This window comes from Kiloniella laminariae (assembly GCF_027214005.1).
Classification (GTDB): Bacteria; Pseudomonadota; Alphaproteobacteria; order Kiloniellales; family Kiloniellaceae; genus Kiloniella; species Kiloniella laminariae_A.
In genome coordinates this window covers 109,821-127,805 of sequence record NZ_JAPWGY010000002.1, presented here as the reverse complement: position 1 = coordinate 127,805, position 17,985 = coordinate 109,821, and the positions used below count along the sequence as shown (strand labels likewise).

At 50.9% G+C, this 17,985-nt stretch carries 17 protein-coding genes; 12 read left to right on the top strand and 5 right to left on the bottom strand.

The annotated features are described in order from the left end of the window. Nucleotides 1-78: 78 nt before the first annotated feature. Entirely contained in the window at nt 79-2,160 is a 2,082-nt protein-coding gene (locus O4H49_RS05335; protein WP_269422402.1) for a lytic transglycosylase domain-containing protein, read from the bottom strand. 327 nt (nt 2,161-2,487) lie between these two features. Here O4H49_RS05335 and dapA point away from each other — a divergent pair, with 327 nt between their 5' ends. Beyond that, nucleotides 2,488-3,381: a 4-hydroxy-tetrahydrodipicolinate synthase gene (dapA, locus tag O4H49_RS05330; protein ID WP_269422401.1), complete on the top strand. Its 894-nt coding sequence runs from the start codon at nt 2,488-2,490 to the stop codon at nt 3,379-3,381. 4 nt (nt 3,382-3,385) lie between these two features. Then, entirely contained in the window at nt 3,386-3,868 is a 483-nt protein-coding gene (smpB, locus tag O4H49_RS05325; protein ID WP_269422400.1) for an SsrA-binding protein SmpB, read from the top strand. Between the two features lie 281 nt (nt 3,869-4,149). On the opposite strand, the gene O4H49_RS05320 is transcribed toward smpB, so the two are convergent. Next, the gene (locus O4H49_RS05320) at nt 4,150-4,365 is read right to left on the bottom strand and encodes a hypothetical protein (RefSeq protein ID WP_269422399.1); all 216 of its coding nucleotides are present in this window, start codon (nt 4,363-4,365) and stop codon (nt 4,150-4,152) included. Nucleotides 4,366-4,526: 161 nt separating this feature from the next. Beyond that, a complete protein-coding gene (locus O4H49_RS05315; protein WP_269422398.1) occupies nt 4,527-5,165 on the bottom strand; it encodes an NYN domain-containing protein in 639 nt (212 codons plus the stop codon). Between the two features lie 210 nt (nt 5,166-5,375). On the opposite strand from O4H49_RS05315, the gene folK reads away from it, so the two are divergent. The 10 genes from folK (at nt 5,376) to parC (ending at nt 15,639) form a co-directional block, all read left to right on the top strand. Beyond that, nucleotides 5,376-5,876, top strand: coding sequence for a 2-amino-4-hydroxy-6-hydroxymethyldihydropteridine diphosphokinase (folK, locus tag O4H49_RS05310; RefSeq protein ID WP_269422397.1), 501 nt, complete (start codon nt 5,376-5,378; stop codon nt 5,874-5,876). Nucleotides 5,877-6,015: 139 nt separating this feature from the next. After that, nucleotides 6,016-6,390 carry a DNA-directed RNA polymerase subunit omega gene (gene rpoZ / locus O4H49_RS05305; protein ID WP_269422396.1) on the top strand — a complete coding sequence of 125 codons (375 nt, stop codon included), beginning with the start codon at nt 6,016-6,018 and terminating at the stop codon, nt 6,388-6,390. Between the two features lie 115 nt (nt 6,391-6,505). Further along, nucleotides 6,506-8,644, top strand: coding sequence for a RelA/SpoT family protein (locus tag O4H49_RS05300; RefSeq protein ID WP_269422395.1), 2,139 nt, complete (start codon nt 6,506-6,508; stop codon nt 8,642-8,644). Further along, entirely contained in the window at nt 8,641-9,054 is a 414-nt protein-coding gene (gene acpS / locus O4H49_RS05295) for a holo-ACP synthase (protein ID WP_269422394.1), read from the top strand. The genes O4H49_RS05300 and acpS overlap by 4 nt, the downstream gene beginning before the upstream one ends. Nucleotides 9,055-9,067: 13 nt before the next feature. Continuing rightward, nucleotides 9,068-9,904: a signal peptidase I gene (gene lepB / locus O4H49_RS05290; protein ID WP_269422393.1), complete on the top strand. Its 837-nt coding sequence runs from the start codon at nt 9,068-9,070 to the stop codon at nt 9,902-9,904. Further along, nucleotides 9,891-10,604, top strand: a complete 714-nt coding sequence (gene rnc, locus O4H49_RS05285) for a ribonuclease III (RefSeq protein ID WP_269422392.1) — start codon at nt 9,891-9,893, stop codon at nt 10,602-10,604. Before lepB ends, rnc begins: the two co-directional genes overlap by 14 nt. 47 nt (nt 10,605-10,651) lie before the next feature. Beyond that, nucleotides 10,652-11,581, top strand: a complete 930-nt coding sequence (gene era / locus O4H49_RS05280) for a GTPase Era (protein ID WP_269422391.1) — start codon at nt 10,652-10,654, stop codon at nt 11,579-11,581. 90 nt (nt 11,582-11,671) lie between these two features. Further along, nucleotides 11,672-12,385, top strand: a complete 714-nt coding sequence (gene recO / locus O4H49_RS05275) for a DNA repair protein RecO (protein ID WP_269422390.1) — start codon at nt 11,672-11,674, stop codon at nt 12,383-12,385. A gap of 208 nt (nt 12,386-12,593) precedes the next feature. Beyond that, entirely contained in the window at nt 12,594-13,286 is a 693-nt protein-coding gene (locus O4H49_RS05270) for a substrate-binding periplasmic protein (RefSeq protein ID WP_269422389.1), read from the top strand. 100 nt (nt 13,287-13,386) lie between these two features. Then, nucleotides 13,387-15,639: a DNA topoisomerase IV subunit A gene (gene parC / locus O4H49_RS05265; protein WP_269422388.1), complete on the top strand. Its 2,253-nt coding sequence runs from the start codon at nt 13,387-13,389 to the stop codon at nt 15,637-15,639. A 101-nt stretch (nt 15,640-15,740) separates the two neighbouring features. On the opposite strand, the gene O4H49_RS05260 is transcribed toward parC, so the two are convergent. Together O4H49_RS05260 and O4H49_RS05255 are read right to left on the bottom strand one after the other, a co-directional pair. Further along, the gene (locus tag O4H49_RS05260) at nt 15,741-16,952 is read right to left on the bottom strand and encodes a benzoate/H(+) symporter BenE family transporter (protein WP_269422387.1); all 1,212 of its coding nucleotides are present in this window, start codon (nt 16,950-16,952) and stop codon (nt 15,741-15,743) included. Next, the gene (locus tag O4H49_RS05255; RefSeq protein ID WP_269422386.1) at nt 16,949-17,932 is read right to left on the bottom strand and encodes a bifunctional helix-turn-helix transcriptional regulator/GNAT family N-acetyltransferase; all 984 of its coding nucleotides are present in this window, start codon (nt 17,930-17,932) and stop codon (nt 16,949-16,951) included. Before O4H49_RS05255 ends, O4H49_RS05260 begins: the two co-directional genes overlap by 4 nt. Nucleotides 17,933-17,985 lie beyond the last annotated feature (53 nt).

Sequence of the window (17,985 nt, the reverse complement as noted above, 5' to 3'; positions counted from 1 at the left end):
TCCGTGATCAAGTTCCTTGGTTTTTTTGATGATACTGCCCCGAAGATCCTGTTGCTGAAGATTGATAGCAGAGCAAAACTATCCTTTGGGCTGATGTCCCCAAAGGGTGAAGGGAAGTTCTGTCGCCACAACCTTGGTCGAGGGAGCGCCTGTATTCAGTTTGTTTCTGTAGATCAGATGACTTTCCAGTATCCTTTGGACATAGTTCCTGGTCTCATTGAAGGGGATCTGTTCCATCCAGTCGATGATGTCTACATCGGGATCTCGCGGATCACCGTATTCTTTGACCCACTGCCTGACCCGGTAGGGGCCAGCATTGTAACCGGCAAGAGCCATGACATAGGAACCGTCAAAAGAGCCAAGAAGTTCTGACAGATAGGCCGAACCCAGACGGACATTATAGGCTGGATCATCGGTCAGGCGCTGTTTGGTGTACTTGAGGTTTTCTTTTTTGGCGACCCCCTGTGCCGTGGCGGGCATCAGCTGCATCAGTCCGCGCGCTCCGGCATGGCTGATCGCATTCTGCTTGAATTCGCTTTCCTGGCGAATGACGGCAAGCACAAGCGCCTTCTCGGGGTCCTGTTTGTTGTTGGCCTTCACTGTGACTTCGGGGAAAAGAATATCCGGCAGAAGAATATCTTTCTGGCGGGCAGATTTTGCGGCGCGCAGAGCCAGATTGGGATGTCCGGTATCAATGGCAAGGTTTGCAGCCAGGGTATAGTCTTCTGCAGTCTGGGCGTCGAGACGCAGACGGGTCAGAAAGATGACTTCAAGGTCTGTTTCGTCCATTTTATCCAGAAGCCTGATAATGCGGACAATCTTTTTATCCTCAAAGGAACTGCGTCTGCTGTCGGTGATGTCTGGACTTTGAAAGAGGGAAACATCAGGGCTCTGACCCAGCATGTATCCTGCTTGCTGTCCATAGAAGGTGGTGGGGAATTTGGCCGAAATCTCGAACCAGCTCTTTGCCCAGTCGTCATGGCCAATATCCTTGGCTGCACGGCCAGCCCAATAGGCTGCGCGCGCCTTGCTGATTGGTGAGCCAACGCCTTCATAGAGCGTATGGAAATGAGTATAGGCTCTTTTGGGCATCTTGAGTTTGCGCAGAGCGATCCAACCTGCCAACCATTCCCCTTCGGCGAAACCTTCGCCGCTGGTCATGCCGTGTCCGGCAGCAATGCGATAGGACTTTTCATAATCCTTGCTGATCAGGAGCTTGCGCGCAGCCCAGTGCCGGAGTGACCACCATTTTTCTGGCTCAGGTGCGGTCGAGATCGGAGGATCCAGCAGTTCGATTACGTCGTCGTTTCGATCCGCATTCAGGCGCCATCTGGCCCGGGCATAGATCAGGCCCGGATCTTTTTTCAAGGCTTTGGGGACCTTGTTGATCAGACCGTCAACATTGCCTTCTTTCTTGAGGAGACCAAGACGAGCTTCGCCAAGGGCTTTAATGTCTTTGGAAACACGGGCAAGCTGGCGTTCAGCGGCACTGTACTGTCTGTTCCAGATCAGGCCATCGAGCCTTTTGTCATGATCTTCTTTCTGCAAAACAGCCTTATGGGTTTTGAGAAAGGCTGTTTCGTCTGTTTTGCCCAGGTATCCTTCTCGCCAGAAATTGCGAATGGCCTGAATAGATTCAGTCTTCTTTCCTGACTTTTCAAGTGCGCTGGCATAGCTGTTGATTCCCCCAAGTGAAGACGGAGGGTTTTCACGGAACCAGGTTATGATCTCATTTGTTGTCAGATTGTCAGGTAACTTGGCTTCGGCAGTCCGCCGCAAGACTTCCTGACGGGGCCAGTTGTCCGGCTCGGCAATGTAGCCGTTCAGGGTTTCATAGCTGCCCAGTCCGACGTCGCTGCTGTGGATCAGCCATTGGGCCAGCTCTTTCATCAGCGGGTCCTTGATGCTGTCGGCCAGACTTGCCGCCCGGTCGTACTGCTTTTGTTTGATATGCTGATCAACGGATTTGAAAATCGTCTTGTCAGCTTTAAAGCTTTTGGCGTCCGGAACCTTGTTCGCTGGCGGGGTTGCGGCCACCGCAGGATCAGCGAGTACAGAGGACAGTGCTGTGGGCAAAATCTGGGCAGCAGTCAGCGCTCCGCAAAACAGAGTGGCTCTGCATAAGGATAAGGCAAGCGACGGGCGCGTTTTTGGGGTCATGGTCCGAATTCTATCAGCCTGTTGTTAGTGATGCTACAGTGGAAAGGTCAATCAATCGTTGATAACGAAAATATTATCCAAAAAAAGTGGATTTAAGAAGGCTGTTTCTGGGGCGAATTTCTGGCAGGAACAATCTGGAACACCTTGGTTGAACATCCGCTTTTAACACCTGATATATATGGCCCGAATCAGGGCAAAGGCAATAAATGTCTTGTGATCTTTTCTTTTATCTTTTCGCAGTGCGAAACTCTCGTTATTCTCCCGCACGTAAATTAAAGGCATTTGGCTCTTTTTTGACAACCACACGATGATATTTGAGGTATCGCTATGACCGGCCCGCTTTTTAAAGGTTCTTTTCCCGCGCTCGCAACGCCCATGTTGGAAAATGGTGACGTTGACGAGAAGCGGTTCCAGAACTTTGTTGAATGGCAGATCGATCAAGGAAGTCATGCGGTTTGCCCCGTCGGTACTACGGGGGAATCGCCGACCCTGGGTCACGACGAACATAAACGTATAACAGAGCTTTGCCTGGAAGTCGCCAAGGGCAAGGTGCCGGTGATTGCCGGGACCGGGTCCAACTCGACCCGTGAGGCGATTGACTTCACCCTGCACGCCCAGAAAGCGGGCGCCGATGCTGCGTTGATTGTCGCACCTTATTACAACAAACCTTCTCAGGAAGGTCTGTATCAGCACTACAAGGCGATCCATGACAGCACCGATATTCCGATCATCGTCTACGATGTGCCCGGGCGCAGTATCGTTCACGTGACCGTGGACACCATGCAGCGTCTGTCCGAGCTGCCCCGCATTTGTGGTGTCAAGGATGCGACCGCCGATCTGGCGTTGCCAGTGCGGACCCGTCTGGCCTGTGGTGATGATTTCACCTTGCTCAGTGGTGAGGATGCAACCATCGTTCCCTTCCTGTCATTGGGCGGGCACGGCTGTATTTCGGTGACGGCAAACCTGGCGCCGCGCCTTTGCGCTGATCTGCACGAAGCCTGGTGGGCTGGCGATTATGAAAAAGTCAGCAAGATCAATGATCTTTTGACGCCTCTGCATGAGGTTCTCTTTATTGAATCCAGTCCAGGCCCGGTCAAATACGGCCTGAGCCTGTTGGGTTGGGGGGCGAACCGTCTGCGCCTGCCGCTTCTGTCGGTGAGCAAGCAGACCGAGGTGCGGGTGCGCGATGCCATGGTTCACGCCGGGCTTCTCAACGGATAGAGTTATGGCCAAGACCAAAAAGAAAAGCGACCATACAGGAACCACCGTGGCGGTTAACCGCCGTGCGCGTTATGATTACCAGATCGAGGATACCCTCGAAGCTGGCATGATGCTGGTGGGCACCGAGGTCAAATCCCTTCGTTCCGGCAAGGCCTCCATTCAGGAGGCCTATGCCAGCGAGGAGAATGGCGCGTTCTATTTGATCAATGCCAATATTCCCGAATACGGCGCAGCCAACCGCTTTAATCACGAGCCGAAACGTCCGCGTAAATTGCTGGTGCACAAAAAAGAGCTGACCAAGATGATCGGTCTCTGTCGGCGGGATGGCTATACCATTGTGCCCTTGTCACTGTACTTCAACGACCGTGGTATTGCTAAAATCAATCTTGGCTTTGCCCGGGGTAAAAAATCCGTCGATAAGCGCCACACGGAAAAAGAACGCGACTGGAAACGCCAGCAGGCCCGGATCATCCGCGACCGGGGATGATCTTTCAGGTTTGTTGGCTATATTTGTAGCGACCCTTCATCCATTACAATCTGGTTCAAGTCGAATTCTTTAAGATAGAAGCCATCTGGTGATTCACAAAATCCTGGCTGGCTTCTTAAAAAGGTAATGTGCCTTTCTACCTCTTTCATCGCGTCAAAAACGCCAATGCACTTGACACTCTTGTATCCTTCCTCCGGATACCAAAAATGCAAAAGCATATAAACTTTCGGCATAAAAAATCCTACCCTAATATCCCCAAAAAGGATTTGGAGACAATCTCACTACCCTTCTCCATAGCCCTCCAAAAAACAAGCACTGTTAAGTGTCTGAAGGTCAATAGAAAAGCCGTCCTCTTTGCCGAGGAATTCCGGGGTTTTCTTTAATTGATCTATTGCATTTTTTGCTTTTTCTTCACAGTCAAAAATACCAAGTGTTTTCACAAGTTCTCGATATTCATCAACTTTCTCAATATGCTCAATGACATATATATTTTTCATCTTAGGCCATTACGTTGAGATATTAATTTTTGACGTCAGATTGGAAGTTTGGCCATTTTTCTTTGATGGTAATCTCCGAATATGGCAGCTCGATTAAATTTCGAAAAAAAGGAGCCGTGAAAAACACAGCTCCTTTTTGGCATTCAGTATTCTTCAAAAAATCAGTTTGGATTTTCTTCGAAGTCTTCGTCTTCATCGTCGTAATATTCGTAGTCGTCGTCGTCTTCTTCAACAGGCAATGCCTGATTGGGGGCGGCGATACGGTTGTCGGAGACTTTGCGACCGACTTCGGTTTTCAGCTCGACCAGATCGACAAAGACATCGGCCTGACGGCGCAACTCATCGGCAATCATCGAGGGCTGGCTGCGCACGGTCGAGATCACGGTGACGCGAACCCCTTTGCGCTGGACAGCCTCGACCAGACGGCGGAAATCACCATCGCCGGAGAAAAGCACGATATGTTCGAGGTGTTCGGACATCTCCATCACGTCGATGGCCAGTTCGATATCCATATTCCCCTTGATCTTGCGACGGCCGGTGGCGTCGGTGAATTCCTTGGTCGGTTTGGTGACCATGGTGTAGCCGTTGTAGTCGAGCCAGTCGACGAGGGGGCGGATCGGGGAGTATTCCTGGTCTTCAATCAAGGCAGTATAATAAAAGGCCCGAACCAGATTGCACTGATCGGCAAAAAGGGAAAGAAGGCGCTTGTAGTCAATATCAAAGCCAAGTGCGCGGGCTGTGGCATAAAGGTTGGAGCCGTCAATGAAGAGGGCGACCCGTTCTTGCGGGTAAAATTTCATAATAAATTCCTTTTTTTATAATTCATTTTTGAAATATAAATTTGGGCGAACACGACGATGGAATAAGAATATCGTCAATATATGTGGCCAGGAGGAGAAAAAGAGATTGTTGATACAAATGTAGTGTCATCCTCGCATTGGCTACTATAGTAATTTACTCTCTTTTGTGGGGGTATCAAGAAAGAAATTGTAGTAAAGGGCCATTAAAACGTGATTATTATCGCTCTGGGCGCAAATCTAGACAGTCCTCAATACGGCCTCCCGTTGCAGACTTGTCTGTCAGCACTATCTAGGCTGGAGGAATTGGGGCTGGAGATCAGTAAAACTTCTCGCTGGCTCAAGACGGCACCGGTGCCGGTTTCTGATCAGCCCTGGTATGTAAACGGGGTTGTCGAAATCAAAACCGATCTCTCACCGGAAGAACTGCTTGCGTTGCTGCATCGGGTAGAAGAGGAATTCGGTCGGGTCCGGAGCATTGTCAATGCACCGCGGGTTATTGACCTGGACCTGATTGCCTATAATGATTTTGTCAGCCGGCCCGGTGACCATCTTGTTGTCCCCCATCCACGCATGCATGAGCGGGCATTTGTCTTGTTGCCTTTGCTTGATCTGGACCCTGACTGGCAACATCCCTTGTTGAAGAAAACGGCCCGTGAATTGTCACAAGCCTTGCCTGCTGATCAGGAAACCATGCTCTTTGCCGAAGAGTGAGGCAAAGAATGAAGGTGAGGCAGGGCAGCCATGCGGGATTATTTTGTTGAATATCCTTGCCATATGTGCGAGCGATTCATATATTGCGTCGATTCAGTGATCCACTTTGGGTCGCCACACGAGACTGGAGTTATGATTAATGGCACGCGTCACAGTCGAAGATTGTATTAAAAAAGTTCCGAACCGTTTTGAACTTGTTATGCTTTCAGCGCAGCGCGCAAGAGATATTGTTTCTGGCGCTCCTTTGACCGTCGAGCGGGACAATGACAAGAATGCCGTTGTTTCCCTGCGTGAAATTGCCGAAGAAACCATCAGCCTTGATGCAGTTCGCTCTTCTCTGGTCCAGGGTTTGCAGAAACAGGCTGTTTTCTCTGAAGTTGATGAAGACGAGCCAGAGTTTGATGCGATTGGTCCTGAGGCTCAGTTAACAGCTGATGCAGGCGAACAGTTTGCCAATGCAGACGGTATGTCTGTTGAAGAAGCGCCATCAGATCTCGGCGACGATCAGGCCTGATCCCGATTTATCGGTAATTATCAAAAAAATACAGCCTTCCAGAGCTTGGCGTACGTCTTTTCCCGGCGTATCTTTTCTGGAAGGTTGTTTTTTTTAGAAAGCTGTTAGATCCACGATGATTCGTCAGTTCGAGCTGGTTGAACGCGTTAAATCCTATGAGCCTGACGCAGACGAAGATGCGATTAACAGGGCGTATGTCTTTGCCACCAAATATCACGGGTCGCAAAAACGCGCTTCTGGTGATCCCTATTTTTCCCATCCTGTTGAAGTTGCAGGAATTCTTACTGACCTGAAGCTTGATCACAATTCGATCATCACCGCCTTGCTGCATGATGTCGTCGAGGACACCGAAGCAACGCTGGAGATTGTCGAGAAGGCTTTCGGGTCTCATATCGCCCGCCTGGTCGACGGTGTGACCAAGCTGACCCGCCTGGAATTGCAGTCTGAAGAGAGCAAGTATGCGGAGAATTTCCGCAAACTGGTTCTGGCAATGTCTGATGATATCCGGGTGCTGCTGGTAAAGCTGGCGGACCGTCTGCACAACATGCAGACGCTCCATTTCATCAAGAAAGAGGAAAAACGCCGCCGGATCGCCCGCGAAACCATGGATATCTATGCGCCGCTGGCAGAGCGCATCGGGATGCATCGTTTCAAAGATCAGCTGGAGGATCTGGCTTTTGCCCAGCTTAATCCCGAAGCGCGCGATTCCATCGTCAAGCGGCTCGAATTCCTGCGCGGTGAAGACAGCGACAATCTGGCAAAGAAGATCATTGATCAGTTGAACAGGATTGTCTGCGAAAACGGGGTCAAGGGCGAGGTTTCCGGTCGCCTGAAGGCTCCGTATTCAATCTGGCGCAAGATGCAGCGCAAAGCTGTGACCTTTGAACAGCTTTCCGATATTATGGCTTTCCGTCTGATTGTTCCTGATCTGGGGAGCTGTTATCAGGCGCTTGGTATTCTTCATGCCAATTTTCCGGTCGTGCCTGGGCGGTTCAAGGACTATATCTCGACCCCGAAACCCAACGGTTACAAGTCGATCCATACCAGCATTATCGGCCCGGAACGACACAAGATCGAGGTGCAGATCCGCACCGCGGAAATGCACCAGGTTGCCGAGATGGGGGTGGCCGCACACTGGACCTATAAACAGGGTGGCGAGCATATGGAAGGACGGCAGTATCGCTGGCTCCGCGAACTGCTCGATATTCTAGAACATGCCTCCAACCCTGAAGAATTTCTCGAACATACCAAAATGGAGATGTTTCAGGACCAGGCTTTCTGCTTTACGCCCAAAGGCGCGCTTCTGTCGCTGCCGCGTGGGGCAACGCCGATCGATTTCGCCTATGCTGTACACACCGAAGTCGGCAATACCTGTGTCGGGGCCAAGGTCAATGGCCGAATGGTTCCTTTCCGGTCTATTTTGCAGAACGGTGATCAGGTCGAAATTCTGACTTCGAAAAACCAGAAGCCGTCACCTGACTGGGAAAAGTTTGTTGTCTCTGGCAAGGCCAAGGCCTGTATCCGGCGTTATATCCGTCTTCAGGAGCGCGACCAGTACAGCACACTGGGCCATCAGATGGTGCTCAAGGTCTTCCGGCAGGAAGGCTATGAATTTACCGAAAAAGGTGTTGAGGGCGTTCTTGGTAAATTCCATATGGATCACATCGAGGATCTCTATGTCAGTGTCGGGCAGGGGCATCACTCCGCCCGTGAGGTGTTGGTGGCGGTCTATCCCGGTGCCCGGGAAGTACCGAAGCCGAGTACACCGACAACAGCCAAGAAAAAGACCAAGAGTACCAAAGACAACGCCCTGCCGATCAAGGGGCTTATTCCAGGTATGGCGGTGCATTATGCCCGCTGTTGCCATCCTCTTCCTGGTGACAGGATCGTGGGTATCGTGACGACCGGTAAAGGGGTGACCATCCACACAATCGATTGCGATAATCTGGTGAACTATCAGGATACGCCAGAGCGATGGATCGATGTGGCCTGGGATTCGACCGAGTTTGACGGGCAACATACCGGACGTCTCAAGCTGATCGTGGCCAATGAACCCGGTTGTCTGGGGGGATTGTCAACTGTGATTGGCAAGAACCAGGGTAATATCAGCAACCTGAAGATCCTGAACCGGTCGATTGACTTTTTCGAGATGATGGTTGATGTGGAAGTCAGTGACGTCAAGCATCTGGCTAATATCACGGCGGCTTTGCGTGCCATGTCTGTGGTCAACTCTGTCGAGCGGGCAAGAAATTGATCCTGGGTATTGGAAATGATCTGGTGGATATTCGTCGGATCGAAAAGTCCCTTGCCAAATATGGCGCACGTTTTATCCAGCGGGTTTTTACCGCTGAAGAAGCCAAAGTTGCGCAGTCGCGGCCAAACCCGGCGGCAACCTTTGCCAAACGATTTGCAGTGAAAGAGGCCTGTGCCAAAGCGCTGGGGACCGGGCTGTGGCGTCATGGTGTCCAGTTTACCGATATTGCTGTAAGCAATCATGCAGGCGGGCAGCCTCAGCTGCATTTGTCCGGCGGGGCAAAGGCCCGATTGACTGCTATGTTACCCAAGGGGATGACAGCCCGGCTTCATGTCACTATATCTGATGACTATCCCCATGCGCAGGCTTTTGTGCTGATTTCAGCAGAACCTGAAAAACTGAATTATTAAGGATGAGTTTTTGATGTCCAATCACAAGCGGAAAGTCGATGCGAGAAATCTCGAGCTGGAGGATCCTCAGGATGACGGCGAGAGTGAAGCGGTGACGTCTCCTGTGAAAGAAGAGGACAGCTGGATCAAGACAATCGGCTATGCACTTCTGATCGCCTTGACTGTGCGGACACTGGTGTTCGAGCCTTTTAATATTCCCTCAAGCTCGATGAAACCTACCCTGCTGATTGGTGACTATCTTTTTGTCTCAAAATTTTCCTATGGGATCAGCCGGTATTCTTTTCCTTTTGGCGACCAGATCTTTGGGAAACTGTTTGAAGGACGTGTGCTGGGGGAGGAACCGGAACGGGGCGATGTTATTGTCTTTCGCAAGCCAACCAATCCCTCGATCGATTTTATCAAGCGGTTGATCGGGCTGCCGGGGGATACAATCCAGGTGACCGGGGGACAGCTCTATATCAATGGCACAGTTGTCAGCCGGAAGCTGGTCCGGATCGGGGACGGCAGTGATGGCCTGGGCCTTGGAGAAAAAGAGTACGAGGAAACCTTGCCCAATGGAGTGAAACATCTGATCTGGGAACGAAGTGACCAGGAGTGGCAAGATAATACGCGGCCCTACACGGTGCCTGAAGGCTATTATTTCTTTATGGGTGATAACCGGGACAATTCAACTGACAGCCGTTTTGATGAAGTGGGCGTGGTTCCCTTTGAAAATATGATCGGTCGGGCTGATATGTTGTTCTTTTCCCATCGTGGGGATGATGGTGGAGAAGATTATGGCGACTGGTGGGAAGTCTGGAAGTGGGGCGAAATGATCAGGTTCGGACGCATTTTCAATGGCATCAATTGATCCAAGAAGTTTTGGCGAGCTGAAAACGGTTGCCGAGAAACTCGGACATCGGTTCGAGCGTCTGGCTCTGGTGCAACAGGCCCTGACGCACCCAAGCGCCTGTAACCGTAACCAGATGGTTGAGGACAGCTATGAACGGCTGGAATTTCTTGGGGATCGGGTGCTCGGGCTTGTGATTGCGGATCTGCTGTTGCGACGCTTTCCGGGGGAAAGTGAAGGGGCTCTGGCCAAACGCTTTACCGCGTTGGTGCGGGGGGAAACCCTGGCACAGGTCTCAGTTGCGCTGGGCTTTGACCGTTATATCGTCCTGGCCAAGGGCGAGGAGGAAAGCGGGGAACGCGATAATCCGGCTTTGCAGGCAGATGTTTGTGAAGCTCTGATCGGGGCGCTCTATCTCGATGGAGGCTATGCCGCGGCACAGCGGTTTGTCGATCTGAACTGGGAGCCTCTGATCAACCAGAAACTGGCGCCACCGCAAGATGCCAAGACCACCTTGCAGGAATGGGCACAGGGACGTGGCCTGCCCTTGCCAGCTTATCGGGAAGTCGGGCGCTCTGGGCCCCCCCATGCCCCGATGTTCGAGATTGAGGTGACGGTCAAGGGGCTGGAGCCTCTGGTGCGCGAAGGCAGCTCAAAGCGCAAGGGCGAGCAGGCCGTGGCCCAGGCTCTGTTGAACCTGATTGAATCTGCTGGAAAGTAATCCAGAAACAAGTCTAGACCTGTAAGACAGGTATTAAGGAAGTCGGTGTGACCGAAAACGTAGAAATAACCAATATTCCCGAGAACGCCCGCTGTGGTTTTGTCGCCCTGATCGGTGCGCCGAATGCCGGGAAATCAACCCTGATGAACCGGATGGTCGGGGGCAAGGTTTCTATTGTCACCCACAAGGTACAAACCACCCGTTCCCAGATCAGGGGCATAGCTATCCATAAAGAAGCCCAACTGATCTTTGTTGATACGCCGGGGATTTTTCTACCGAAAAAACGTCTGGAACGCGCGATGGTTTCTGCGGCCTGGAACGGAGCAGGAGATGCGGAGATCGTCGTGGTCCTGCACGATGCGGGACGAAAAAAAATCGGCGAAGAAACCCGCAGTATTATTGCCGGGCTTCAAAAACAGAACCGGAAGGCCATTCTGGCGCTGAACAAGATTGATTCTATTAATCCTGAAAAGCTGTTGCAACTGGCGCAGGAGTTTATGGCGACAGAGGTTTTCTCGGATATTTTCATGATCTCCGCTTTGGAAGGTAATGGTGTCAAAGATCTGATGGATCACCTGGCCAAAACAGTTCCTGCCGGGGTTTGGCTTTATCCGGAGGACCAGCTGTCCGATTTGCCCATGCGGTCTATTGCGGCTGAGATCACGCGGGAAAAGCTGTTTTTGAATTTGCATGATGAGCTGCCTTATAACCTGACCGTTGAAACCGAGAGTTGGGAAGATTTTGAAGATGGCAGCGTCAAAATTACCCAGATGATTTATGTGCAACGCGAACAGCACAAGGCCATGTGTCTTGGCAAAGGGGGGCGTACAATCAAGTTGATCCGCTCCAAAGCCCAGGCTGATCTCCAGGAATCGCTGGAACGTAAAGTGCATCTGTTTCTTTATGTGAAAGTTCGTGAAAAGTGGGCGGATGATCCGGAACGATACCGGGAAATGGGGCTTGATTTTAACAGCTGATTCTGAAGATCTCAGGGCAATCAGAGCTGGGTTTTGGAAACATTTTCCGATATAAGTTCCTATAATGTTCTTACTGCTTCTGGATTTTGCATGATTCACTGGGAAGACGAAGGCATCCTTCTTTCAGCGCGTCCCTTCGGGGAAAACGACCTGATTGCGCAGGTTCTGACCAAGGAACATGGACGTCATGCCGGATTGGTTCGCGGTGGGCAAGGTCGAACCAAAAGGGCGACGTTTGAACCCGGGAACAGGCTGCATGTCCGCTGGAAAGGGCGTTTGACAGAACATCTTGGCAATTACGACGCCGAGGTACTGGATAATATTTCCGGACGGCTTTTTGATGAACCAGGCCGTCTGGCTGCTTTGTTATCAGCTGTTGCAATCTGTGAGCAGGCTGTACCTGAACGCGATGATCATCCTGTCTTCTATGAGGGGCTTCTTACCCTGATGGCTCATCTGGAAAGCGAGTTCTGGGGGGAAGTCTATGTCCGCTGGGAACTGGCTCAATTGTCGGCATTGGGATTTGGTATAGATCTCTCCGGCTGTGCTGGAGGCGGGGATAATGATCAGCTCGCCTATATCAGCCCCAAATCTGGCCGTGCTGTTTCTCTTGCAGCAGGAGAGCCTTATCGCGATCGTCTGTTCACTCTCCCGCTTTTCCTGCTGGGTAAAGGAAACGGGGGAAGTGATGAAATTGCGCAGGGATTAAAGATCTCTGGTCATTTCCTGGAACGCCATCTTTTTCATCCTCACGATCGTTCTCTCCCCAGCGTTCGGGATAGATTACTGGAAAACTTCCTGTAAAATTAGCTATACCAATGCTGAAAAATTCAGAAGCTTATCTTTTGTGAAGGTTTTGCGTGCATACTGTTGTATGTTTCAAAGACACGTCTTTCTATAACTTTGAGGTTCTATAGTGTACGGCTGGACGCAATTGGTCCTTTTTGTCTTCTCCCTGCTTCTTGTTCCTGTGGCCCAGTCAGAAGATGTGCAGGACAAAAGGATTTTCAAAGTGGCCTACGCTGAAACCTGGGCACCGATTTCTTCCGGGCAGGGGCCAAGTGTTGAGGGAATTTTGCCCTCTATTATTGATGAAGTTATTTCAAGGCGAATGGGAATTGAGGTGGAGCATCAGGGACTTCCCTGGGCCAGGGCGCAGGAAATGGTGCGTTCAGGAGGGGTGGATGCTTTCATCACAACGCCGACGATGGAGAGAATGGCCTTTTCCTCGTCCTCGACAGGGGTGGTCTTTACCCTCAGGTTTCAGCCTGTGGTTCGAAAAGGATCAGAAGAAGAGAGGCTGTTACGTACCGAAGAAGATTTAACAAGGTACCTTGCTTCGCGTCGGTATTGTGATGTTCTGGGAAATGGCTGGGCGACAAGGTTTTATAAAGACAAGGCCTTGGCCTATGTGGTGGTACCGACAATTGATATCTGCCTTAAACACCTGGCTGAAGGGAAAGCAGATATTGTGGTTCATGCGACCCCGGTTGTGCAAAACTTTATGAACCAGCTTGATCTGACAGACGAGATTGTCATCTTGCAGTTGATCATGGCATCCAGTCCTGATTTCCCGTTACTGCTTTCAAAAAAATCCTCTTTCGGCAAAGGGTTTCTCGATAAATTTGATGAAACCCTGGCAGAAATCAAAGCACTTGGTATCTGGGAAGTGCTGGTTAATCCCGGTGCTGTTTCTTCCAACTGATCAGACTCCGGTTTTCCTGACCGAAGTAATACTCTTGCTCATCCAAACAGTTGCCTCTTGCGATCTGGTGAGTACACTGTCGTGAAGTTTGTGAGGGTATATGAGTAGTTCTGCCGATTCTGTTCCATCCGGGGAAATCCGGGATATCCGCCTTGTCGATGCATTGTCTGACCGATATCTCAGCTATGCTTTGTCTACGATCATGTCGCGGTCTTTGCCTGATGTTCGAGACGGGTTAAAACCGGTTCACCGACGCCTGCTTTTTGCCATGCGGCAGTTGAAGCTGGACCCCGGTTCCGGGTACAAAAAATCTGCCCGCGTGGTTGGTGACGTCATTGGTAAGTTTCACCCTCATGGGGATCAATCCATTTATGACGCTTTGGTCAGGCTGGCCCAGGAATTTTCCCTGCGTTACCCCCTGATTGACGGGCAGGGGAACTTTGGGAATATCGATGGCGATAATGCAGCTGCCATGCGTTATACCGAGGCCCGCCTGACCGATGTTGCAGGTGAATTGCTCCGGGGTATTGATGAAGATACCGTCGAGATGCGGCCGACCTATGATGGTGAGGCGGAAGAACCCTGTGTGCTGCCCTCTGCCTTCCCGAACCTTCTGGCTAACGGTTCCCAGGGTATTGCTGTCGGTATGGCAACCTCGATCCCGCCCCACAACGTAGGTGAAATCTGTGATGCCTTGCTCTATATGATCAAGGTGCCCAATGTGGGTTTCGAAAAGCTGGTTGACTTTATTCCTGGCCCGGATTTCCCCACTGGAGGAATTCTGGTTGAGGGGCGTGATTCAATTCTGCAGACCTATAGCACCGGTCGCGGCTCTTTCCGGGTACGTGCCAGATGGGAGACCGAAGATCTCAAAGGTGGTCTTTATCAGATTGTTATTACCGAGATTCCCTTCCAGGTACAAAAATCAAAACTGATCGAGAAAATTGCTGAACTGATCAATAACAAGAAGCTCTTCCTGCTTAATGATGTTCGTGATGAGTCAGCAGAGGATATCCGGGTGGTTCTTGAACCCAAGAGCCGGAATGTTGACCCTGCAGTCCTGATGGAATCCCTGTTCAAGCAGACCGAGCTGGAAGCGCGCGCCAGCCTGAACATGAATGTTCTGGATGCAGATCAGACGCCTCGGGTTATGAACCTGAAGGAAGTGCTGCAGGCTTTTCTGGATCACCGTCATGAAATGCTGGTACGCTCGAGCCGTTTCCGTCTGGGCAAGATTGCCAATCGTCTGGAAGTGCTTGAAGGGTACCTGATTGCCTACCTCAATCTGGATGAGGTCATCCGGATTATCCGTGAGGAAGACAAGGCAAAACAGGCCTTGATTGCCCGTTTCAAACTGACGGATGTTCAGGCTGAAGCCATTTTGAATATGCGTTTGCGCGCTCTTCGCAAGCTGGAAGAGATTGCAATTCGCGATGAACATGCTGCCCTTACGGCCGAGAAACTGGATCTTGAGGATATTCTCGCACGGGAAGAGCGCCGTTGGGAAATTGTCAGTGACCAGATCAAGGACCTGCGCAAGGCCTATGGCCAGAAAACGGAGCTGGGTCGCCGTCGCACGGATATATCCGATATGCCGGATGACGTTGTTGTACCGCTGGAAGCTGTGATCGAACGAGAACCCCTGACTATTCTCTGTTCTGAAAAGGGCTGGATCCGGGCGATGAAGGGGCATCAGGAAGATACGGGAGAGGCTAAATACAAAGAAGGCGACAGCGGGCGTTTCTTCATACATGCCCAGACGACGGACAGGCTGTTGATTTTCGCCAGTAATGGCCGTTTCTATACGCTTGGTGCCGACAAACTTCCTGGAGGGCGTGGCTTTGGTGAGCCACTACGCCTGATGCTTGAGCTGCCAAATGATGAGGATATCGTTGATATTCTGGTTTACCGTCCCGATCAGATGCTTTTGCTGGCTTCTTCGGATGGACGCGGATTCCAGATCAGTGAAAATGATGTCATTGCCCAGACCCGAACAGGCAAACAGATCCTGAACCTTGGTGAAGGTGCGCAAGCCATGATCTGTTATCAGATCGGCGAAAAGGATGACATGGTTGCCGTGATTGGCGAAAACCGGAAGCTGTTGGTGTTCAAGCTGGAAGAATTACCAGAAATGGCCCGTGGCCGTGGTGTGATTTTCCAGAAATACCGCGATGGTGGCCTGTCAGATATCAAGACCTTCCGGTCTGGTACTGAAAAGGGAGAAGGTCTGACCTGGACTGATACTTCCGGTCGTACCTGGACGCGGACCGAGATTATTGATTGGCTGGGGCGTCGTGCCAGTGCCGGTCGTTTGCCACCAACCGGGTTCCCCCGGAATAACAAGTTCGGTTAAGTTGAATGGTTTCCTGATGGGGAACTTTGCAAAAACAAGAAGGGTTCGTCACATTTCAGGTGACGAACCCTTCTTGTTACGTCTTGTTTGATAAGGACTGACTATACAGTCGCACTGGATTTTGCCCGCTTCTTGGCGATGCTATCCGTAATCCAGAAGATCAGACCACCTGCGAGCAACCCCCAGAAGGCTCCTGAAACGCCATAAAAGCTGACCCCCGAAGCTGTCACCAGGAATGTTACGGCGGCAGCTTCCCGGTGTTCTGCGTCGTTGAAGGCGAGTACGGCAGAGTTGGAAAAGGCTCCGATAAGCGCCAGCCCGGCCACGGATTCAATCAAAATTGCGGGGGCAATAGCGACAAAACCTGTCACAAGCCCGGAACAAAGACCCAGCACGACGTACCCGGCACCACTGATAATGGCAGACCAATAACGTTTCATTGGATCTGGATGGGCATCTTCATTGGCACACATTGCCGCTGTAATTGCGGCCAGATTGACCGCGTGCCCCCCGAAGAAGGCGCTAACTGTAGAAAAAATGCCTGTAAAGGAAACCAATAATCCGGTTTTCGGTTCGTACTCATGTATCCTGAGAATAGCAATGCCGGGAACATTTTGAGAGGCCATAGTGACAATAAAAAGGGGGAGAGCAATGCCGATAAATCCCGCAAGGGTGAAGTTTGGAGTAACCAACGTAAAAGAAGGAACAATATCCTGTAACAGGCGTGCTGTATTTTCCTCAGGAATATCAACAGCAAAAAACATAATCAAAATTAAGGCAAGCAGAGCCGCCGGGACGGCAAGCAAGCGATTGATGCGCCCGGCAATAACCCAGGCCAGTGCAATGCTGATGCCCCAAAGAGGGTTGAACGCAATCGCTTTGACCGGGGCGAAACAAAGACCCAGCAGGATGCCTGCCAGCATCGCATTGGCTAAAGGAGCCGGAATAAGGCTGACGAGTTTCCCAAGAGGGCGCCACAGGCCGGCTATGACAAAGAGGCCACCACAAATGATAAAGGCGCCAACAGCAACGGGAAATCCACCTTCTATCGCGCCGGAACTTGCCAGCAGCGCTGCTCCGGGTGTGGACCAGGCAACACTGACGGGAATTCGGGTGTAAAGGCTGAGTAATATCGCACTCAGTCCCATGGCTATGGAGAGAACCATCAGGGCTGTTGCTGCCTGCTCCGCACTGGCACCAACGGTAGTCAAGCCTTTGATGACCACAGCAAAAGAGCTGGCAAAGCCGACAAAGGCAACAAGAACACCCATGAAGGTGCTTTGAAGTGAAATGTCATTTAGTCGGGACATCATGCATTTCCTTTTGAAGGAAGAGAACGGACAAATTTTTGTTCAGTCATCTGTTTGCCCCATTGGGTACCGCTATATTCTTCCATGAGAGAAAATCCGTTCTGTTCATAGAGGGCTCTTGCCGTATCCAATCCCTTGAAAGTCCACAGGTGGGTTTGATTGAATTTTTGAGTATCGCAGAACTGCAGTGCTGTTTTCAGAAGTGTCTTGCCGATACCAGTCCCTTGAAGCTTTTTGTCGAGAATGAACCAGCGGAGGTGGGCGATACCCGCGCCAAGATCTTCTCCGTCGATGGCAATGCTGCCAAGGATCTTGTCGCTCTGCACGATTGACCAGATTTCGTTCTGTTTATTCTCAAGTCGGGGAATAAACTGGGTCAAGCCTGTGGCAACTGCTGTTTCAAACTTATCCCCGAAACCGACAAGGCTGTTGTAGTAGGTTGCGTGCAGGCTGGTAATGTCTCCGATTATACCGGGAAGATAACCTCTACGGATTTCAATGAGATTTTCAGGCGGACTGATTTGCGTATCAGAAGGGCTTTTGTTGCGGGCATTTTGTAAAGCTGCGCAATAGGAGGCCAGGCCTGTAAAAATTTCTTGTTGTTTGCTCTCCGATAGGGGGGAGATCGCCTCTCTGACTTGTGATGCGGCATAGTGGTTTATCTTTGTAAGGGTTTTCTCTCCCTTTTCCGTTAATCGCAGGTTCTTTTGCCGGGCATCAACAAGGGAACGGCTTTCGGATATCTCTTCCCGTTCAATCAGAGATCTGACCAGGCGGCTGATGGTGGACTTCTCCAGCAAGAGTCTTTCTGACAACTCTTTTGCGGTCAGTTCCCCAGACGTTCCTATCTCGACGATGGCGTGAACAAAAGAACCAGGGAGACCGGTCCCGGCAATGGTTTTGTTCAAAAAACCAAGTTCGCGAATGAGGTTGCGGGATACGAAACGGATATTTTGAATGGTGTCAGAAAGGTTAGTTGTCATGGCGCTTCAATATGGTTGCTTAATACAACGATATTGATTTTTTATCTTATGGC